We start from the raw sequence: 18,826 nt of genomic DNA, 5'->3' as shown, positions 1-18,826 counted from the left end.
TCTTCCGCCTCCCCATGATCCTCCTGCTTGATAATTACGATTCTTATACCTTCAACCTTGCCCACCTCATCGCGGAGGTAGCCGGACGCGAACCACTCGTCGTCGCCGCCGGTGAAGCGGACGGGCTGGCCGAGCGCGTCCGTGCCGGCGAATTTTCGCATTTGGTGATTTCTCCTGGCCCGGGCACGCCGGAACGCGAGGAGGATTTCGGTGCTGCCCGGGGCATTATCGCCGCCGCAGCCGCGGCCGAGATTCCGGTGCTGGGCGTATGCCTTGGCCACCAGGGACTAGGTCTGCTGGCCGGTGCCCAAGTATCCCGCGCCCCGCAGCCGCGCCACGGTTTTGTCTCTACCATCAGTCACTCGGGCGAAGGCATCTTTGCCGGAATCCCGCAAGACTTTGAAGTGGTGCGCTACCACTCCCTGCATATAGAGGAGGCCCCCGGCATTACCGTGCATGCCCGCAGCGAGGATGGCGTCATCCAAGCGCTGAAGGTCGATGGTTTGCCGCACTGGGGTGTGCAATTCCACCCGGAGTCGGTGCTTACCCAGCACGGCCGGGATATTATGCGCAACTTTCTGGGCGGGTTCCGCCTGCTCCACCGAGAGGTGCCCGGCGCGGTGGACTGCCCACGGGTCTTTGCCGCCCTGCGAGCCGAGGGAAACGATGCCTTCTTCCTCGACTCCGCGGATCCCCGCGGGCGCTATTCCATCCTCGGCGATACCGCCGGCGCATTGAGTCGCTCTTTCCGCTACCGGCTTGGCGACGCCCCCGATATCCTCACCCTCCTCGACCGCGAGCTCGCCACCCGCATCATCGACGCACCGGCCCTCCCGTTTACCGGCGGGGTCATCGGGTACTTGGGCTACGAATGTGCCCAGCTCACCCTGCCCATTGAGCTACGCCACCGCTCCCCTTACCCCGATGCCTACTTTGTGCGGCCGCAGTCCTTCATCGTCTACGACCATCACACAGAAACCGCGCACCTGTGCTGCCTTGCCGGTGACGGCGCCGAGGAATTGCTAAACCGCCTGGAAGCCGCCTTGGGTGCGAAGGAACCAGGGCCAACGGGGGAGGACGGTGGGGCGTCGCTAAGCGGGGGTTCCTGGCGCAGCCCTGGCTACCTGGAGCGGATTAAGCGAGCCCAAGGATTCCTGCACGCCGGCGAGAGCTACGAGGTCTGCCTGACCGATACCTACTCGGCCGCGGCCGAGGGGGAGCTTTATTCCCAACTGCGCTCACACAACTCCGCCCCCTATGCCGCACACCTCGTCTTCGATGGTGTGGAGGTCTGCAGCGCCTCGCCCGAGCGCTTCCTCACCGTGCGCGGTCGTGAGGTAGAGGCCAAGCCGATTAAGGGCACTATCTCGGCCGACCAGGATCCCGCGCTACTGACCACGGACCCGAAAACACGGGCCGAAAATCTCATGATCGTCGACCTACTGCGCAATGATCTCTCCCGGGTATGCGAGCCCGGCAGCGTGCGCGTGCCCAAGTTGATGCAGGTAGAAAGCTATGTCACCGTCCATCAGTTGGTTTCCACTATTACTGGGCAGCTGCGCACCGGTGCCACCGCGGTCGATGCTCTCCGCGCCGCCTTCCCTCCCGGCTCTATGACGGGCGCACCGAAGCTGCGCACCTGCGAAATCATTGACCAGCTCGAAACAGGCCCACGTGGCGTCTACTCCGGCGTGGTGGGTTACCTGGGGTTTGATGGGCAATCCGATCTCAGCGTAGTCATCCGCACGGCCGTGCGCGCGGCCGGTGAGATCACCATCGGCGCCGGCGGGGCCATCGTCCTGGATTCAGATCCTGCGGCCGAGCTAGAAGAGCGCAATCTCAAGGCACAATCCGTGCTGGGGGCGTGGCAATGAGCACCTACCTCTGGCACGACGGCAGCTTTATTCCAAGCCAACCTCACCCCGGCCCCTTTGACGTTGCGGATTCTTGGCGGATGCTTGGCGACGCCCACTCAAACGCCCTCTTCCTACACCTCCAGCGCTTCGAGTCGATGGCCGGCCCACTTCCCGCCGGGTTCATCCCCGCGATGCTTCAACTTGTGGGCCCCGGCGATCTCTTTCCCCGTATCTCTCTCGCCGCCGGTCAGCTGCGCCTCGATATTCGCCCCGCGCCCCCTGCGCGCCGAACTACCCGGCTGACCTATGTGCAAGCCCCCGACCCGCGCACGCAACCTTTAGTCAAGGGCCCCGATTTCCCAGCGCTGGCACGCTACCGCACCGAATACCAAGCTGACGGCACCGATGACACCGCCATCGTGGATTCCTCCGGTGCCATGGTGGAGACCACCACCGGCGCGCTCGTCGCCTGGGACGAGGAAACGCTAATCCTTCCCACCGGTCAGGCGCTGCCCAGCATCACGCTGCGCCAAGTTGCCCGGCGCGCCTCGGACCTTGGAATTCACACCGAAACGCGCCCCATCACCCCAGAGCTCGCCGCCGAGTGCCCACTGTGGTTCCTCAACTCGCTCCACGGCATGAGCCCGGTTAGCGAACTACACGCCCCCACCGGCATCATCCATCCGCCGCACAGCCCGCATACCACCGCGTGGCAACAGTGGTGGTGGGATTCCTTCCACAAGGAAACGGGGCGCGACTAGCTCTCCTGCTTGGCTAGCTGGGCTGCCAACTGCGTTTGCACTGCATGTTGACCGTAACCAGTCATGGGTACTGACTCTCTAAGTCGACTGTCCTCTACAAACACCTAACCACCCAGTCAGTAAGGACGAGAGCGGCCCCGCCTACTATGTTCGATAGGTAGACGAGGCCGCCGGAGAAAAGACTCAAAATCTCAAGCTATTTGATTTGAATTAACTTTCAACTTTCGAGCTATCAAGGTGCAAAGGGTCGACATCACTAGTCCCGCACCAAATACCCAAACAAGGGCCGGCGAGAAGATCGCAGTTTGTCCATCATTCTTTAAACCGATTAACAGACCGACTGCAATGGCAATGATGCCGATGATCATTCCTGTCAACTGAACTTTCGCGGACTGTTTCGAGAGAATTAACGTGGTAATTGCGGAAACCGCAGATAGAATAATGACCACAGTGCCGATCCAACCGATTCTGACTGGGGCCATAAGAACGAGAGCCACCCCTAAGACGGCCGCCACCAATTCAGGCCAAAGCGGACGGAGTTTTCCACTTGCCATAGTTGCTCTCCTTTGCTTCTCTTATCCCGAAATCGTAGGGTTCCACTGGCTAGGATGAACTGCAGTCACAAAAGCAAAATAGGTTCCTGCAGTAGAAAGACAGCCTCCCCTACGCGGATCGGCAGCATTTGGATAAACGCTCTTGCAAATATGAACCATGTCCTTATTTAGTTGAATATTGCAGCCCACACGCTCACCGGGATCCTGATGGGCTCCGTAGCACATGTCGTGCTTTGCGCATGCGCCAGAGAAATCAGCATTGTCGCCAGGAGCGGGGAACTGATCAGGAGACTTCGTACAATAGTCATTCAGACTTCCCTTTGAAGGGTCATACACATAACCCGGTGGGGGTTCAACCCCTGCTCGGTTGAACATTACAATGTGCTTATCAGCAAGAGCCTTTTGAGTCTCGGTAGAGATAGTTACAGGTTCCTCTTGAAATTCGGCATCTAGATCAAGATTCTGAGATGCTGCCCACTCATCCAATTGCTTAGCAACCTCGGGAGGCAGTTCTTTTCCAACAGCATCATTAACCGCGTTCACCGTCTCATCAGTTTGTTCAGCCGCAACGGCGGACGGAACTGCAACAGAAATCGCACCTAGGGCAACGAGTGCAGCCGCGGCAACGCGCCCCCCCCTTCATCTTAAAATTGGGCATAAAATTAAACTCCTCAAGTCGAATGTGAAAGCCTTCGGCCCGCCTACCACCGATGCGTACAATCTTGCAGCGCAACGGTCAAAGCTGAACCTATAAAAATCAACATACTTGAAAGTACTTTGCATCAAGTAAAATGGCGGTAAAACCTTATTAACATTTTGGTTAATACTCAGCTCGCACTAAGACGAAGCAAAGCGTCTGATGAGCGCGGCTTTTGCGCTCTCACGCCTGTTTTGACAGTACCTAGCAATTCCTAATCAAGACTTGAATCTTGGTCGACGAATTTTGCTGCCACCTCGGCGCAATCCGGCCGGCCGCAGTGCTGGGTTTCTACGTGCTGGATGCAGTCATCACAGATGAGTACCTGCTGGCGGCAGGTATCTTCATTGATGCAATTGTGGAAGGTATTCGTGCCCTTGCCGCAGTGAACGCAGTGGCCCAGCTGGATGAAGCCGGGGTCTTGGAGTCCTTGGCCAAACTCGTGGTGCATGCGCTTGTCAAAGACATACATGGAGCCTTCCCACAGGCCATCATTGCCGTACTTTTCGCCGTAGCGCACGATGCCGCCATCGATCTGATAGACCTCTTTGAAGCCACGGTTCTTCATCAACGAGGACAGGATCTCGCAGCGAATGCCACCGGTGCAATAAGACACCACCGGCTTATCCTTCATCCAGTCATACTTGCCGGATTCGATTTCCTCGATGAAGTCATGCGTGGTTTTCACATCGGGCACGACGGCATTTTTAAACTTGCCAATCTCTGCTTCCATGGCATTGCGGCCGTCAAAGAAGACGACCTCCTCGCCACGCTCTTCTACCAGCTTATTTACCTCTTCGGGCTTGAGGTGCACGCCGCCGCCGACGACGCCGTTTTCATCCACCTTCAGCTCGCCCGGCGCGCCAAAGGCCACGATTTCATCGCGCACCTTGACCGAAAGGCGCGGGAAGTCATCCGCACCGCCCTCGGACCACTTGAACTGCATGCGCTTAAAGCCGGGGTATTCCTTGGTCTGGCGGACGTAGCGCTTGCAGGCTTCCATATCGCCGCCAACGGTGCCGTTGATGCCGTGCTCGGAAATGAGGATGCGCCCCTTGAGCCCCAGGGACTCGCACAGGGTGCGCTGCCACAGCATGATCGCGGTGGGATCTTCGATGGGGGTAAAGCAGTAATACAGGAGAACTTTGCCAATAGTCACGCCCCAATCTTAGGCCTGCAGCTGTGCAGTCCCCAATCTTTAGGTCTGACCTTGCGGTTACGGCCTGTAGTGACTAGTCGATTGCCATACTTCTACACTGCAATCCCTCACTATTAACAGTGAGGAGCTCACTTTTGTAAGTGAGGAGGATCAGTGTGAAAGTGAAAGAACGAACGATTGCAGTGAGAATTCTAGCGCTTCTGGTACAGCGCCTTCTTGCGGGCAAAGACGGGATCAGAGGTCACGAGCACGCCGAGGTTGCGGAAGATTCCCTCATCCACAGAACCCAGGATGGTGGTGGTGTGGACGTCGCAACCAGCAAGCTCCTTGATCTGCTCCAGCGCCTTGCGGGCGTTGTCATCCTTCGCCGCTGACACGGACAAGGCGATGAGCACCTCGTCGGTATGCAGGCGGGGATTCTTGGAACCCAAATGCTTGGTCTTGAGCGTTTGAATCGGCTCGATGGACTCTGGCGACAGCAGGTGGATATCGTCATCGATGCCCGCGAGGTGCTTCAGCGCGTTAAGCAGCATAGCTGCAGAACAACCCAGCAATGGCGAGGTGCGGCCGGTGATCATGGTGCCGTCGTGCAGCTGCATAGCAGAAGCGGGCTCACCGGTTTCTTCCGCACGCTGGCGCGCAGGCGCCACCACAGGGCGATCCTCAACCTTGATGCCAGCCTTAGCCATGATGACTGCGGCGCGCTCGGATTGCTCGGTGCCTAAGCCCGCACGCGCCTCTTCCACCTGTGCCTTGAAGTAACGGCGGATGATTTCTTGTTGGGCGGCGGCGCGGCACACGGCGTCATCAGTAATGCAGAAGCCGGCCATGTTCACGCCCATGTCCGTCGGAGACTGGTATGGGGTGGTGCCGGTGAGCTTTTCCAAAAGTGTGCGCAGCAGCGGGAATGCTTCCACATCGCGGTTGTAATTCACGGTAGATTCGCCGTGGGCGGACAGGTGGAAGTGGTCAATAATATTGGAATCGTTGAGGTCCACCGTGGCTGCCTCATAGGCCAAGTTCACGGGGTGTTCCAGGGGGAGATTCCAGATAGGGAAGGTTTCAAACTTGGCGTAGCCGGCATTATTGCCGCGCTGATGCTCGTGGTAGACCTGCGAGAGTGCGGTGGCCAGCTTGCCGGAGCCAGGGCCGGGCGCGGTGACCACGACGAGGTCGCGGGAGGTTTCCGCAAACTCATTGCGGCCAAAGCCCTCTTCGGACACGATAAGGTCCGTATTGGTGGGGTAGCCAGGGATAACGCGGTGGCGCGCCACCTTGAGGCCGAGGCGCTCGACCTTTTCGATGAAGGCCTCCGCTTGGGAATTGCCTTCCTCCAGCTGGGTCATGACGATGTTTTCCACCAAGAATCCGCGGCTGCGGAATACGTCCACCAGGCGCAGCAGGTCATCTTCGTATAGGATGCCCAGATCCGCGCGTACCTTCTGGCGGGAGATATCTTTCGCGTTGATGCAGATGAGGATCTCTACGTCCTCTTTGATGCGCTCCAGCATCGCGATTTTATTGTCTGGGGTGAAGCCGGGCAGCACGCGGGAGGCATGCATATCGTCAAAAAGCTTGCCGCCCATCTCTAGGTAGAGTTTGCCGCCAATTTCCTCGCGGCGGGCGTGAATGTGCTTCGACTGCAGCTCGATGTATTTCTCGCGGTCAAAGCCGATTTTTTGCGTCATGATTTGAAAGCCTTCCCCTGAGTTAAATCATTCCGCATTTCGAGTTTACGCTATTGTCACCTCCCAAATAAGTGGGCTGGTTAGCGGCAGGTTTGGCCGAAAGTTCTTCCCGGTTAGACTGAGTTCTATGCCTGAAGGTCACGTCATTCACCGCCTAGCTAATAAATTCAACGCCGATTTTCGCGGCATGCCGCTGCGCGTGACCAGTCCGCAGGGGCGCTTCGCGGCGGAGGCGGAGCTTCTCGATGGCGAGCGCATCGAGCTGGCAGAGACCTATGGCAAGCACCTTTTCGTGCACTTTAGCGCGCAGGATCCGCACCACATCCTCTATATTCACTTAGGCCTGATTGGCAAGCTGCGCTTCGAACCCCGCGAGGAAGTAGGCGGACAGATCCGGGTGCGCATTGATAATGGCGCCGAGGCCGCTAACCTGCGCGGACCGCAGTTTTGCCGCCTGCTCACGGAAGAAGAGTATCGCACCCAGCTGGCCAAGGTCGGCCAAGATCCGCTGCGCGCGGACGCCGATGTGGAGGCGCTCTGGGCCAAAGTGCATAAATCGCGCCGCAGCATCGGCTCCCTCATGATGGACCAGCACCTCTATGCCGGCGTGGGCAATATCTACCGCGCGGAAACCCTCTTTCGCCACGGCCTCTCCCCTTTCCTGCCTGGCCGTGAGGTTTCCCGTGAAACTTTTGACGCCACGTGGGCGGACCTGGTGGATTTGATGGAGTATGGGGTGGAGCACGGCCGCATCGATACCGTACGCCCCGAGCACTCGCCCGAGGCCATGGGCCGCGAACCTCGCAAGGATGACCACGGCGGGGAGGTCTACGTCTATCGCCGCGCCGGGTTGCCCTGCTATATCTGTGGCACTCCAGTAGCAGAAAAGGTCATGGAGGGGCGCAACCTATTTTGGTGCCCCACCTGCCAGCCGGCTCCTTAAAGGCCTATCCTGGCGGGCATGCGACATGCCTATAGCGTTGCTGCCGTCCGAGCAGCAGAGCACACTCTTCTAGCCCAGCAGAACCATGCCGATGAGCTCATGCGCCTAGCCGCACGCGGCGTGGCAGCCACGGCCACGGCCATGCTTGCCCCTGGGCAGCGCGTAACTATCCTCGCTGGTCCCGGAGGAAACGGGGGCGATGGCCTCTACGCTGGCGCTTTCCTGGCGGAAGAAGGCTATTCAGTAGCGGCTATCCTCGCGGCGGATGCCGCGCACGAGCCCGCGCTGCAGGCTTTTACCGGGGCCGGCGGCACCATAACTGAGCGTCTAGGAGAAGCCGACCTGCTTATCGACGCCGTCGCCGGCCTCGCCTCCACCCGCGGCCTATCCGGTGCCCCACTGCGGGCCTATACCGAGGCCAAGGAGCGTGGGGTGCCGGTATTAGCGGTGGACATTCCTTCAGGCATTAACGCCGATACCGGCGTGGCCGCAGCCGAAGCCGTAGAGGCAGACGTGACCATTAGCTTTGGCTGGGCTCGTGCCGGACATATTTTTGCCCCGGAATGCGGTGCGGTGGTGCTCTGCGATCTGCGCCTGCCCGGCGCCCCGCGCTCCTTTGCAGAAGAGCTTTCCGCTACCGCGGAGCCGGTGGGCTATATCGCCAATGAACCCACCATCCCGTTGCCCTACCAGTGGCCGACTGAGCCGGTGCTTTCGGGAGAACAAGGCCTGGTCACCGCCCCGAAGCCGGTCGGCTGCACTGGACCAATCCTGGATCCGACTCCGGGGGCGACAAGCACCAAGTACACCGGCGGGGTGACCGCGGTCTGTGCTGGCAGCAGCGCCTATCCCGGCGCGGGTATCCTCGCCGCCACGGGCGCGGTGCGCGCCACGCCGTCCATGGTTCGCGTCGTGGGCAATGACTCCGTGGTCACGAGCCTGCCGGAGGTAGTGCCTCATGCCAGTGCCCAAGAAAAAGTCCACGCCCAAGCCTGGGTCGTAGGCCCAGGGCGGGGCACCGGGCCGGAGGCGGCCGCAGAATTGCGTGCCGTGCTAAAACGCGGCCTGCCCACGATTATCGACGCCGATGCGCTGACCGTGCTTTCGACCTACGGGGATCTACGCGAGCTCGTACGCGATCACCCCTGCGCCGTCCTGACTCCACATGCCGGGGAATTTGAGCGGCTGTATAAGGCCACGCTCGGCCGCGAGCTCGATCTTTCGGAGGGGCTCGAAATACGCCTGCAGGAGCTTGCCTCTGCGCTCGACTGTTTTGTTCTGCACAAGGGCCGGATCACCACGGTCACGGGCCCCGGCCAGGACATTTACGGCATGAATGCTAGGCACTCCTACGCAGCCACCGCCGGATCCGGCGACGTGCTATCCGGCATCCTCGGCGCGACGCTCGCGCAATTGGATATCGTTGAAGTAAGTGCGGAGACGATCATTATGGAAATCCTGCACGCCGCGGCCATACACCAGCATGCTGCCGCCATTGCCGCCCATACCCCAGACGGCTTTGGGATTTGCTCCGCCTCCCAGATTGCCGCAGCCGTGCCGCAGGCAATCGCACGGCTGCTCGCCACGCAACGCTAGCTGAGCGCGGAAACCTTCTCCTGCTCGGCAACGTGGCCGTCCTTGACCTCTACCACGCGGTCAGCAAAGTTTAGCAAGGAACGATCATGGGTCACTAGCACGGTGGCGGTCTTCATCTCTTGGGTGACATCGCGCAAAAGGCGGATGATCTCCTGCGAGAGGTGGGAATCAAGCGCGGAGGTCGGCTCATCGGCCAAGAGCAGGTCTGGCTGCTCCATCAGCGCCCGGGCGATATTGACGCGTTGGCGCTGACCACCAGACATCTGGCCCATGCGGCGATTGCCCATGCCCGCTAGGCCCACAAACTCCAGCAGCTCATCGGCACGTTGCGGGCGCAACTTGCGGCCGGCGATGTGGTCCATAATAAGCAGCTGGTCGCGCACATTGAGCGAGGACAACAGGTTGGCCTGCTGGAAGATGATGGAGCGGGTGCCATCCACCTGCACGGAGCCGGAATCCGGGGTGATAAGCCCGGCGGCGACGGAAAGCAGCGTGGACTTTCCGGAACCGGATTCCCCCACGATGGCGGTCAGGGAATTGGATTCGGCGTTGAGGGAGGCATCGGCTAGCGCGGTAGTCGTTGTCTCGCCGTCCTGGTAGGTCACGGTAGCGTTGCGGATATCAAGAATGGTGGACATATTAAGCATTTCCTCCAAGAGCATCGAGTGGGTTGGCTTTAGCTACGCGGCGGGTAGCAATAAGGGCGCCGACCATGCCGAGGGCCCAGATGCCAACCGCGGGAACGGCGATGGTGCGCAGGGAAACATCGAACGGCACGGTGCCGGAAGCAAGCGCGCCAAGCACCCAACCAACGACGGCGCCCGCAATAGTGCCGGCGGCCAAGATGATGGCGGCTTGTGCCAGGGCATCGCGCAAGAGGTAACGCACGGTGGCGCCGAGCGCGCGCAGGATGGACAGGTCGCGGGTGCGCTGGATGGTCCATACGGTCAGGAAAGCGACGGTGACCAGCGCGGAGATGCCGTACAAGAAGCCCTGCATGGTAAGCAGCGAGCCGCGCTCAGACTGATAGGCCGCCAGGCCAGAGAAGGACTTGGAGACCTTCACGGAGCCTGGAACCTCGTATTTATACAGTGCTGCGGTGCCGATCACGCCTTCTGGCGCATGGCTAATCTGCTGCCAGGACTCGGTGGAGACCCACGCCACCTCGGAGTGGGAGTACATGGTCTCTGGGACGGTGCCCTCCACCGAAAAATCAGCGCCACCTAGGGTGACGGTATCGGCCGCGTCGATGGACTCTGGCAGGAGCACGCCCTGCTCCGGGATGGTCTTATCGCTACCCGGAACCTGGGTGCCGGCCGGCAGGCTGAGGACGGCAACGCCGCCGTGCCCCTCCAGCTTGGTCTGCGCTGCGCCGAGCGGAATGCCGTCGCTGGCGATATCGCCGGCGTGCATCTCGGATTCGCTGAAGGAGGGGTCCTCAGTGGAGAAGGAGATATATGGGTATTCCTTTTCCAGGGACTCCAACGCGGAAGTATTTTGCTTGGACAGGCCCTCCGTCAGGCCGGAAAGCATAACGAGTAGAAGGGTAATGAGCGCAACCGTGCCGCCGATAAGCGCGAAGCGGCCGCGCGCTGTGGTGATTTCTCTGATTGCTAGGAACATACTTCTATATTTGCTTTGCGCAGGTCAGAAGTAATCGGCCAGCTCGCTGAACCTCCAGTCAACCAAGTGGTTGATTCACTGTCCACCCCTGCGCGGATATCCTGGGTGGTTGTGTTTAAGGGACGAAAATTATGGGTTTATGGCCTGCACGCCATGTTCGCGTTTCTGCTGGTCTTCGGCGTGGCGCGCGCCTATGTGGATGGCCGGCTCGACGCCCGAGTGATCGGCTTAGCCATGGCCCTCGCCGTGGTCTACTCCGCACAACGTTGGCTGCCCACATGGTTATGGCTAGGTGGGCTATGCCTGTTGTGGCTGGGCCTGATGGTTCATGCGCAGGATTTCATGTGGTTGGAATTCCCGCTTATTTTTGTCTTTTTGCGCGCCTTGCCCACCGTGCCCGGGCTGGTCTCCATCGCCGTGCTGTGGGCAGCAGCGGCATTCATTCCCGCCTGGCTGCACCCCGAGGGCTGGTCCATCGCTGCAGCCGTGGGACCACTTATCGGTACCGCTTTCGCGGCTACGGTCTTTTTCATCCAGCGGCGCCTGCAGGCAGAGGCGGCGCACCACAGGGACATCGCCAAGCAGCTGCGCGAAACCCAAGCCGAGCTGGCCGCCAGCGAGCACCAAGCCGGCCGGCTAGAGGAGCGTGAGCGCCTCTCCCGGGAGATCCATGACACCGTCGCGCAAGGCCTCAGCTCTATCTTGCTGCTCTCCCGCGCGGCCCGCGGCACCGATGATCCAGCGACTAAAGAGGAGCAGCTGGCGGTTATCGAGGATGTCGCGAGCGAGAACCTGGCTGAGGCCCGACGCTTCGTCCGCGAGCTTGCCGGCCCGGATGAGCGGCTGGAAACCCAGCTCACTTCCCTGCTGTCCCAGATGCGCAGCCGTGTAAAAGCCTTGGGGAAAGAGACCACCTTTGAGCTGGTGGTTTCCGGCAGCGGCAAGGTGCCCGAATGCATCAAAGAGGTCATCGTGCGCGCCGCGCAAGAGGGCCTAAATAACGTCATCAAACACGCCCACGCCTCGCGCGCCGTGGTCACGCTCGGCCTTTTCGAGGATGCGGTGACCTTGGACGTCGTTGATAATGGATGCGGACTATCCGCCTCCCCTCGCCCCAGCGGCGGGGATCATGGTTTCGGGCTTACCGGCCTGCGCGACCGCGTGGAAGCTGTGGGCGGCACCATGAACCTGGAATCCGGCGAAGGCACTGCCCTAGCCGTCCGTATCCCGCTGAAGGAGAAAAGCAATGGTTAATGTCATGCTGATTGATGATCACCCAGTGGTCCGGGCCGGCCTGCGCGCCATCCTCAATACCTTCTCCGATGTCGAGGTAGTAATGGAAGGCGCCACCGGCGCGGATGTGGATAAGCTTTTTACTGATGATGCCCCGCAGGTAGACGCCGTGGTCTGCGATATTCAGATGCCCGGCATGGATGGCATCGCGGCCACCAAGCGGGTAGTGGAGGCCGGCGGCCCACCCGTGCTCATCCTGACCACCTATGACACGCAGGCCGATATCCTTGCCGCGGTGGAGGCCGGCGCGATGGGCTATCTGCTTAAAGATTCCCCCGAGCAGGCGCTGCACGAGGCCGTGCTCAATACCGCCGCGCACCGCCGCACCCTGGCACCGGAGGTAGTGGACCTCCTAGCCCAGCGCGTGGGCCGACCGCAGGAATCGCTGTCCACCCGCGAGCTAGAAATCCTCCGGGCGCTGTCCACCGGTTCCTCCAATAAGGAGCTGGCCAAGCAGCTTTTCATCTCTGAGGCCACGGTCAAAACCCACCTCATTCACATTTTTCAGAAGCTGGGCGTGGAAACTCGCACCGCCGCGGTGACCGTGGCGCGGGAGAGGAAGCTCATTTAATGCTGGACTGCATAGTCATTGGCGCCGGTCAGGCGGGTCTTGCGGTGGGCTATTACCTGCGCAAGAAGGGGCTGAATTTTGTCATTCTGGACGCCGAATCCGGCCCCGGCGCGGCCTGGCGCCACACCTGGCCTTCGCTTACGCTCTTTAGCAATTCCGCCTCCTCTAACCTGCCGGGATGGCCCATGCCCCACCACGAGGGCTTTCCGCCGGCCAGCCACGTTATTGATTATTTTGCGCGTTATGAGAAGCGCTATGAACTGCCCATCCGCCGGCCGGTCAGAGTGGATGCGGTAACCCATGATGGCGCGTGCTTCCACGTCTTTGCCGGTACAGAGCATCTGACCGCGCGCACGGTCGTGGCGGCCACGGGCACGTGGTCCGCGCCCTTTATCCCCTACTACCCCGGCGATTTTGGCGGACAGCAATGGCATTCGGCTTTCTACCCGGGCCCGGAGGACTTTGCAGGGTCCACCGTGGCGGTCGTGGGCGCGGCCAATTCCGGTGCCCAGATCGCGGCCGAGCTCCTGCTGTCCGGCGTGGAGACCACCTGGTATACCCGCAGCTCCCCGCGGTGGATGCCCGACGACGTTGACGGCCGCGTGCTCTTTCAGCGCAATCGCGCCCGCCTCAACGCCATGCTGCGCGGCGAACCAGACCCCGGCGCGGATTCCAACCTGGGCGATATTGTGATGGTTCCGCCGGTCCTACGCACACGGGATTCCGGACTTTTGCAGGCCACCCCCATGTTTTCTTCGCTTGAAGAAGTCACCGCAGACCACCTCATCTGGTGCACCGGTTTCCGGCCTGCCCTCCGGCCTATCCGCGGGCTCCTTGATGGCACCTCCCCCACCATCGACGGCCTCTTCCTCGTGGGTTACGGCACGTGGACCGGCCCCGGCTCCGCAACCATTACCGGGGTAAGCCCCTTTGCCAGGCAGACCGCGCACGACGTTGCGAATATATGTGACTAAAGCTATAGGTTAGTCTCAGCTAATTCGACTACACTGCCTTCACGCAGAGAGTGCGAAACGATTAGGGAAAGCTGGTTTATACATGTCTGCCTGGGATCTCTACGATGACCTCATCGATGCCATTCCCCGTGACATAATGGTCTCCCGCGCCGCCCAAGGCCCGCGGTGGACCCGGGTATACACCGAAAGCCCTAGCTGCGGCATGGCCATGACCATGTCAGCAACTTCTCGCCCGGCCCAGATGCGCGCCGAGTACTCCGGCGTTCCTTTACGCGCCATCGCCCAGCTGGCCAAGAGCTGGAATTTCTCGGAGGCTTCCTTCGGCATGGCCGCGCTAAATTCCTACTACGCCACACCTTCTGTGGCCGACGAGCATGGCTTTGCGCTTGCCGACGCCCCCTGGCCCCAAATCTTCGATCCCTTCCGCAACGCCGTCGCCGGGAAGAAGGTCGCGGTCATCGGCCACTTCCCTTTTGCGCCCAAGGCACTCAACCAGGCTGCGGATTTTTATATGCTAGAGCGCTCGCTCAATGAGGGCGACTATCCCGATTCCGCCGCCGAATACATCCTGCCCGAGTGCGATTATGTCTTTATTACCGGCTCTGCCTTTGTCAATAAAACCGCGCCCCGCCTGCTCGAGCTCTCCCGCGAGTCCTTCAATGTCGTATTGGGTCCGTCAACTCCCTTAGCCCCGGTACTGGTTGAAGACTACGGCGTATCGCAGGTCACCGGAATGGTCCCAACCTCTCCCCTGGCTATGTTCGAGGGCTTAAGTGGTACCGATGCCGGCACTACCATGTTTGACTGGGGCCACCGAGTGGAATTATCTGCCTAAGGCCGCGCCGCCAAAATCGCCTCGCATGCCGCTGCATAGATTTCTGCGAGCTCATCGATGGTTTTCTCCCGCACATAGGGAACGAGAATCACGTTGCGCGTAATCGCAACGCCAACCAGCATGGCGCCAATAAAGGGAATGCGTTCCCGCTTTTCTGGCGTATTGAAGACCGTCGCACTCAATTTAGATTGGGATACTAGCTCCAAGAATTGCTCGTCCATATAGTGCCGCAATACTCCGGAAGCATGGGAAGAGCCCACCCCGGCGCGCAATACCGCCTTCAACCTCGACCCCATGTCTTCTGCTTCCCAAAGCTGCAAGTACTGGGCGATGTAGCCTTTTAGGTCTGCTACATCTTCCAACCGCCCAGGGAGTTCTTGCAGGCTTGAGACAACTGCGTCAAAAAGGCCTTGCTTGTTTTTGAAGTAGTGCATCACCAGCGCAGGGTCTACCTCGGCCTCTGCTGCCACGCTGCGAATTGTGGTGGCCTCAAAGCCTACATCGCCAAAACGCGTACACGCTGCGGCCAGGATCTTTTCTCGAGTCTCCTCATTGCCGGGCCGTCGTCCTGCATGTTTGTTCTCCATGCTGGGTATTTTACCTTTACCCTCTCTAAGATTTTCAACACCTGTTGAATTTCAACGGTTGTTGAATTAGCATGTTCAACGTTCGTTGAATTGCGGTTGACGGACTACCCACACGAACCGAAAGCAGGTACCCCATGCGCAACGTAAAGAAGGCGCTAGTCGTCGGGGCTCTCGCCCCCTTAGCGCTAACACTCTTCCTTCTAGCCTTCCTGTGGCCGATGGCCACGATGGAACCCCGCGATATTTCCACCGCCGTGGTCGGTGAACCTCAGCAAGTTGCACAGATTCAAAAGGCTCTCGATGAAAAGAAGCCCGGCCTATTCAAGACGCAACCCGCCTCGGACCGGGCCGAAGCCGAACGGCTGGTTCAACAACGTGAGGTTTCAGGCGCAATCGTCCTTGGCCAAGAGCCCGAGGTTCTCTACTCCTCGGCAGCGGGATTGCCCCAGGCAAACATCATCAAAAACCTGTCACAGCCATTGAGCGAGATGGCAAATCACCAAGCCAAGGCCGCCGCTCAAGCTAGGGGTCTTCCTGAACACAAAGTTCCCTCCGTCGATGTCAAAGCAAGAGATTTAGCCCCCTTGGATAGCCGTGATCCACAAGGAGCGGGCATCAACTTCTCTATCCTGCCCGTAGCTTTCGGCGGCATGATCGGTGCGGCACTGATCTCCTTTGTATTGCAGAAAAACACTCAGCGTCTTCTCGCATTCGCTGTATACGCACCACTCGGAGGCCTCCTCGTTTCCTGGGTCTACAGCGGGGTATTCGATCTACTGCCGGCTGGCTTCTGGACTTCAGCGGGCGTGTTCACCCTTGGCATCGCCGCCTCCTCATCCTTCATTGTTGGACTCCGTGCCTTGTTCGGAACTCCAGGATTCGGGCTCGGCGCACTTGCCATAATGCTGATTGGCAACCCCCTAGCCGGAACGATGGCCCCCAAGGAGTTCATTGCCTCACCGTGGGGAGCCCTTGGCCAACTATTCCCCAATGCAGCCACCGCTTCCCTAACCCGCTCGGTAAATTACTTCCCGCTGGCTTCCATTAGCACTGAGGTGTGGACGCTCCTGGCTTGGATAGCGGTTGGTCTGTGCGCCCTGGCGGCGGGCATTGTTAAAGAACGCAAGCAATCACAGCACGAAAATCCCGCCGCAGAAGAGTCCACTCAGCCGCAACCAGCCTAAGGCCCACCGCTCGAGACCTAGTTTCTAGAGAACTACCCCGGCCATAACGGCAAGAAGTAATGCACCCAAGCTCAATGCCGCAAGCCATCCGATGACGCGTACGGTCCGCAGCTGTCCCTTGGCGCTGCTGCGGCTTACCAAGAACGCGCCCACAGACGCACCGAGGGTGTTGAAAACGAGGTCATCGACGTCGCTAAATCCCAACGAGAATACGTATTGGGTAATTTCGATACCCAGGCTGAGCGCCATCGCCAGAAGGATAGTTCCACCGCGGCCGAAGCGGACGCGCCGCGAATTCTGTCCCAGCACCACCAGACACGCCCCGAGCGGCATAAACAGCGCGATATTGCCAAAGGTATTGGTCCACGGACCCCACCACGGATGAGGGTTATTAAAGCCGTTGAACATTTGCAGATCGAGGCTGCGGCGAGCATGCGCACTGGCATCGATCACGCCGGGGATATCAATAAATGGCTTACCCACCGTAGCTACGGCGATTGCCATCAAAACGACCACGCAGGCGATACCGGCATTGCGCCACAGGGTGGGCCGAGCGGGCACGCCCGGCGCCCCAACCTGGCGCGAGATGCGGGTGGATGTCGTGGTCATCGTCATGTTGTTCAAGTTAACAAGCGAGCCTGAAAAATCGCCGTGAGATTCGCTGTTAAATCCCTGCATCACATTTAACGTACGATGGTGAGCATGAGCACGCTACTAGTAACTCGCAACGAAGATAAGTCCGTTACGACCTCCTTCGAAGAGGGAGAGTTCCTCGGCGAGGGCGACCTTACCGTTGATGTTTCTTATTCTTCCCTGAACTACAAGGACGCCATGGCTATCGCAGGTGACCGCGGCGTCATGCGCACCAGCCCGCTGGTTCCGGGCATCGACGTGGTCGGCACGGTTTCTGAATCTAGCGTCGAGCGCCTCCCAGTTGGCACCTTGGTAGCATCCTTCGGCGATGGCCTCGGTGAATTCCGCCACGGCGGCTACACCCCGAAGCAGCGCGTCAACTCCCAAGCAACCGTCGCCCTGCCCGCGGACTTCACCGCAGAGCAGGCGGCCGCCGTTGGCACCGCGGGCTACACTGCCGCACTGTGCGTTAATTCTCTGCGCGGGCTGCCCGATGGTCCGGTCCTGGTCACCGGCGCCACCGGTGGCGTGGGCTCCATCGCCGTGAACCTCCTTTCCAATGCCGGCTACGAGGTTCACGCGATGACCGGCCGCCCGGATGACTACTCCCAGTACCTCCACGAGCTAGGCGCCCACACCATTGTGGACCGCGCCGAGTTCGCCGAGGCCGGAAAGCCACTACAAAAGGCTAGCTATGCCGGTGCCGTCGACACCTCCGGCTCCCACGTCCTGGCCAATGTTTTGGCCCGTACCGTGTGGGGCGGCACCGTCGCTTCCACCGGTATGGCCGCCGGCCCAGACCTTCCCACCACCGTCTTGCCGTTCATTCTGCGCAACGTACACCTGGCCGGCGTTAACTCTGTCGACGCCCCGCTGCACTACCGCCAGAACGCATGGCAGCTGCTCGCGCGCAAGCTGGACTTGTCCATCCTCAAGTCCCTGACCAATACGATTCCACTGTCGGACGTTGTCGAGGAATCCAAGTCCCTCCTCGAGGGCACCCACCACGGACGCACCGTCCTCAAGATTTCCTAGGCCACTCCTGGATACTCTTGCTTGGCACCCGCCTTCTTGGCGGGTGCTTTTTGTATGCCCGTTCATAGGCACGGTCACCCCGCGACGCGCTAGCTTTCCGACGTCCTCTCTTGAACCACCCCGCGTAGCAACGTGCGGGAAATCCTGCCCAAGGTTTGTAGGTCTTCATCACTAAGGGTGCCCACCACGATTTCCTCGACTGCGGCGGTATGTCGCGCGATCGCTGCGTTGAAAGCGGCACTTCCCTTTTCCGTCACAGTGACTTCAACTGCACGGGTTCCTAGCTCCGGCGCCTCGCGCTTGGAAACCAATTTTCGGGACTCCATGCGCACTAACTGCCGATGCAGCCGCGACTTCTCCCACCGGAGCTCGGCCGCCAATTCATGTGGGCGTGTAGAAATTTGACGCCTGCGATTCAACACAGCCAAGACTGCGTAGTCCGCCTCGCTCAAACTCGAGCCACTCTGCAGCTCCCCAGCAAGCCGCGCGTGGAGCGCTTCCTGCATGGCAACAAAATCGCCCCACGCCGCACTCTGCTCCACACGCATCGCATTCCTCCTTTGGTTTTCCTTCTTTCACTAGTCTATACTGCAGAGTTGATCTAGCAACTTATTGGCCTGCGTTGAGTTGATACACCAACTCCCACTACTGCACGGCGATGTGCGTATAGGAAAACCACAGTTTCCCAAACCAATGCCTTTGGTCTCGAAAGCACTTATGTTTTGCTTTTGAATACCTATCTGCTGAAACCCACCATTGTTTGAGTAGATATGTTCTTGCCTTGAAAATTAAATGGTGAAGCAATTACCCGCGGCAAAGATGCGGCTGCGAACGCAA

At 59.8% G+C, this 18,826-nt stretch carries 19 protein-coding genes; 10 read left to right on the top strand and 9 right to left on the bottom strand.

The annotated features are described in order from the left end of the window. The first annotated feature begins 14 nt into the window (after window positions 1-14). Both MHY13_RS07395 and MHY13_RS07390 read left to right on the top strand, forming a co-directional pair. Window positions 15-1,874 carry a chorismate-binding protein gene (locus MHY13_RS07395; RefSeq protein WP_239282643.1) on the top strand — a complete coding sequence of 620 codons (1,860 nt, stop codon included), beginning with the start codon at window positions 15-17 and terminating at the stop codon, window positions 1,872-1,874. Further along, on the top strand, window positions 1,871-2,617 hold the full coding sequence (locus MHY13_RS07390; RefSeq protein ID WP_239282627.1) for an aminotransferase class IV: 747 nt from the start codon (window positions 1,871-1,873) through the stop codon (window positions 2,615-2,617). The genes MHY13_RS07395 and MHY13_RS07390 overlap by 4 nt, the downstream gene beginning before the upstream one ends. A 191-nt stretch (window positions 2,618-2,808) precedes the next feature. On the opposite strand, the gene MHY13_RS07385 is transcribed toward MHY13_RS07390, so the two are convergent. From MHY13_RS07385 to MHY13_RS07370, 4 genes are all read right to left on the bottom strand, one after another. Next, a complete protein-coding gene (locus tag MHY13_RS07385) occupies window positions 2,809-3,171 on the bottom strand; it encodes a hypothetical protein (protein ID WP_239282625.1) in 363 nt (120 codons plus the stop codon). 21 nt (window positions 3,172-3,192) lie between these two features. Beyond that, window positions 3,193-3,714, bottom strand: a complete 522-nt coding sequence (locus MHY13_RS07380) for a phospholipase (protein ID WP_239282624.1) — start codon at window positions 3,712-3,714, stop codon at window positions 3,193-3,195. 368 nt (window positions 3,715-4,082) lie between these two features. Beyond that, window positions 4,083-5,027 (bottom strand): rhodanese-related sulfurtransferase, encoded by a 945-nt coding sequence (locus tag MHY13_RS07375; RefSeq protein ID WP_239282622.1) that lies wholly within the window; start codon window positions 5,025-5,027, stop codon window positions 4,083-4,085. A 191-nt stretch (window positions 5,028-5,218) separates the two neighbouring features. Then, entirely contained in the window at window positions 5,219-6,715 is a 1,497-nt protein-coding gene (locus MHY13_RS07370; protein WP_239282620.1) for a DUF1846 domain-containing protein, read from the bottom strand. Between the two features lie 127 nt (window positions 6,716-6,842). Here MHY13_RS07370 and MHY13_RS07365 point away from each other — a divergent pair, with 127 nt between their 5' ends. Next, window positions 6,843-7,658, top strand: coding sequence for an Fpg/Nei family DNA glycosylase (locus tag MHY13_RS07365; RefSeq protein ID WP_239282618.1), 816 nt, complete (start codon window positions 6,843-6,845; stop codon window positions 7,656-7,658). An 18-nt stretch (window positions 7,659-7,676) separates the two neighbouring features. After that, on the top strand, window positions 7,677-9,254 hold the full coding sequence (locus MHY13_RS07360; RefSeq protein WP_239282616.1) for a bifunctional ADP-dependent NAD(P)H-hydrate dehydratase/NAD(P)H-hydrate epimerase: 1,578 nt from the start codon (window positions 7,677-7,679) through the stop codon (window positions 9,252-9,254). Here the strand turns inward: MHY13_RS07360 and MHY13_RS07355 are convergent. After that, window positions 9,251-9,892, bottom strand: a complete 642-nt coding sequence (locus MHY13_RS07355; protein WP_239282614.1) for an ABC transporter ATP-binding protein — start codon at window positions 9,890-9,892, stop codon at window positions 9,251-9,253. The genes MHY13_RS07360 and MHY13_RS07355 overlap by 4 nt on opposite strands. A 1-nt stretch (window position 9,893) precedes the next feature. Continuing rightward, window positions 9,894-10,877 (bottom strand): ABC transporter permease, encoded by a 984-nt coding sequence (locus MHY13_RS07350; protein ID WP_239282612.1) that lies wholly within the window; start codon window positions 10,875-10,877, stop codon window positions 9,894-9,896. Between the two features lie 153 nt (window positions 10,878-11,030). Between MHY13_RS07350 and MHY13_RS07345 the strand changes: the two genes are divergently transcribed. The 4 genes from MHY13_RS07345 (at window position 11,031) to MHY13_RS07330 (ending at window position 14,550) form a co-directional block, all read left to right on the top strand. Continuing rightward, window positions 11,031-12,131: a sensor histidine kinase gene (locus MHY13_RS07345; protein ID WP_239282610.1), complete on the top strand. Its 1,101-nt coding sequence runs from the start codon at window positions 11,031-11,033 to the stop codon at window positions 12,129-12,131. After that, entirely contained in the window at window positions 12,124-12,741 is a 618-nt protein-coding gene (locus MHY13_RS07340) for a response regulator transcription factor (protein WP_239282608.1), read from the top strand. The genes MHY13_RS07345 and MHY13_RS07340 overlap by 8 nt, the downstream gene beginning before the upstream one ends. Next, window positions 12,741-13,715 (top strand): NAD(P)-binding domain-containing protein, encoded by a 975-nt coding sequence (locus MHY13_RS07335; protein WP_239282607.1) that lies wholly within the window; start codon window positions 12,741-12,743, stop codon window positions 13,713-13,715. Before MHY13_RS07340 ends, MHY13_RS07335 begins: the two co-directional genes overlap by 1 nt. A gap of 82 nt (window positions 13,716-13,797) precedes the next feature. After that, complete coding sequence (locus MHY13_RS07330) at window positions 13,798-14,550, top strand: DUF364 domain-containing protein (RefSeq protein ID WP_239282605.1); 753 nt, start codon at window positions 13,798-13,800, stop codon at window positions 14,548-14,550. On the opposite strand, the gene MHY13_RS07325 is transcribed toward MHY13_RS07330, so the two are convergent. Continuing rightward, window positions 14,547-15,137, bottom strand: coding sequence for a TetR/AcrR family transcriptional regulator (locus tag MHY13_RS07325; RefSeq protein ID WP_239282603.1), 591 nt, complete (start codon window positions 15,135-15,137; stop codon window positions 14,547-14,549). The genes MHY13_RS07330 and MHY13_RS07325 overlap by 4 nt on opposite strands. 134 nt (window positions 15,138-15,271) lie before the next feature. Here MHY13_RS07325 and MHY13_RS07320 point away from each other — a divergent pair, with 134 nt between their 5' ends. After that, complete coding sequence (locus tag MHY13_RS07320; protein ID WP_005325914.1) at window positions 15,272-16,321, top strand: ABC transporter permease; 1,050 nt, start codon at window positions 15,272-15,274, stop codon at window positions 16,319-16,321. Window positions 16,322-16,345: 24 nt separating this feature from the next. Here MHY13_RS07320 and MHY13_RS07315 read toward each other — a convergent pair whose 3' ends face one another. Further along, complete coding sequence (locus tag MHY13_RS07315; RefSeq protein WP_239282601.1) at window positions 16,346-16,936, bottom strand: VanZ family protein; 591 nt, start codon at window positions 16,934-16,936, stop codon at window positions 16,346-16,348. 78 nt (window positions 16,937-17,014) lie between these two features. Between MHY13_RS07315 and MHY13_RS07310 the strand changes: the two genes are divergently transcribed. Next, window positions 17,015-17,989, top strand: coding sequence for an MDR family oxidoreductase (locus tag MHY13_RS07310; protein WP_179387129.1), 975 nt, complete (start codon window positions 17,015-17,017; stop codon window positions 17,987-17,989). 89 nt (window positions 17,990-18,078) lie between these two features. Here MHY13_RS07310 and MHY13_RS07305 read toward each other — a convergent pair whose 3' ends face one another. Next, window positions 18,079-18,537, bottom strand: coding sequence for a MarR family winged helix-turn-helix transcriptional regulator (locus tag MHY13_RS07305; RefSeq protein WP_239282599.1), 459 nt, complete (start codon window positions 18,535-18,537; stop codon window positions 18,079-18,081). Between the last annotated feature and the right edge of the window lie 289 nt (window positions 18,538-18,826).

Source organism: Corynebacterium sp. ACRPE (genome assembly GCF_022347435.1).
GTDB classification, from domain to species: Bacteria; Actinomycetota; Actinomycetes; order Mycobacteriales; family Mycobacteriaceae; genus Corynebacterium; species Corynebacterium tuberculostearicum_D.
This window is presented reverse-complemented; position numbering and strand designations above follow the sequence as displayed.

What these genes read in the sequence shown, in the direction of transcription:
- MHY13_RS07395 (WP_239282643.1), top strand. Translation starts at nt 15, where the DNA reads ATGATCCTCCTGCTTGATAATTACGATTCTTATACCTTCAACCTTGCC.
- MHY13_RS07390 (WP_239282627.1), top strand. Translation starts at nt 1,871, where the DNA reads ATGAGCACCTACCTCTGGCACGACGGCAGCTTTATTCCAAGCCAACCT.
- MHY13_RS07385 (WP_239282625.1), bottom strand. Translation starts at nt 3,171, where the DNA reads ATGGCAAGTGGAAAACTCCGTCCGCTTTGGCCTGAATTGGTGGCGGCC.
- MHY13_RS07370 (WP_239282620.1), bottom strand. Translation starts at nt 6,715, where the DNA reads ATGACGCAAAAAATCGGCTTTGACCGCGAGAAATACATCGAGCTGCAG.
- MHY13_RS07365 (WP_239282618.1), top strand. Translation starts at nt 6,843, where the DNA reads ATGCCTGAAGGTCACGTCATTCACCGCCTAGCTAATAAATTCAACGCC.
- MHY13_RS07360 (WP_239282616.1), top strand. Translation starts at nt 7,677, where the DNA reads ATGCGACATGCCTATAGCGTTGCTGCCGTCCGAGCAGCAGAGCACACT.
- MHY13_RS07355 (WP_239282614.1), bottom strand. Translation starts at nt 9,892, where the DNA reads ATGTCCACCATTCTTGATATCCGCAACGCTACCGTGACCTACCAGGAC.
- MHY13_RS07350 (WP_239282612.1), bottom strand. Translation starts at nt 10,877, where the DNA reads ATGTTCCTAGCAATCAGAGAAATCACCACAGCGCGCGGCCGCTTCGCG.
- MHY13_RS07345 (WP_239282610.1), top strand. Translation starts at nt 11,031, where the DNA reads ATGTTCGCGTTTCTGCTGGTCTTCGGCGTGGCGCGCGCCTATGTGGAT.
- MHY13_RS07340 (WP_239282608.1), top strand. Translation starts at nt 12,124, where the DNA reads ATGGTTAATGTCATGCTGATTGATGATCACCCAGTGGTCCGGGCCGGC.
- MHY13_RS07335 (WP_239282607.1), top strand. Translation starts at nt 12,741, where the DNA reads ATGCTGGACTGCATAGTCATTGGCGCCGGTCAGGCGGGTCTTGCGGTG.
- MHY13_RS07330 (WP_239282605.1), top strand. Translation starts at nt 13,798, where the DNA reads ATGTCTGCCTGGGATCTCTACGATGACCTCATCGATGCCATTCCCCGT.
- MHY13_RS07325 (WP_239282603.1), bottom strand. Translation starts at nt 15,137, where the DNA reads ATGGAGAACAAACATGCAGGACGACGGCCCGGCAATGAGGAGACTCGA.
- MHY13_RS07320 (WP_005325914.1), top strand. Translation starts at nt 15,272, where the DNA reads ATGCGCAACGTAAAGAAGGCGCTAGTCGTCGGGGCTCTCGCCCCCTTA.
- MHY13_RS07315 (WP_239282601.1), bottom strand. Translation starts at nt 16,936, where the DNA reads ATGACGATGACCACGACATCCACCCGCATCTCGCGCCAGGTTGGGGCG.
- MHY13_RS07310 (WP_179387129.1), top strand. Translation starts at nt 17,015, where the DNA reads ATGGTGAGCATGAGCACGCTACTAGTAACTCGCAACGAAGATAAGTCC.
- MHY13_RS07305 (WP_239282599.1), bottom strand. Translation starts at nt 18,537, where the DNA reads ATGCGTGTGGAGCAGAGTGCGGCGTGGGGCGATTTTGTTGCCATGCAG.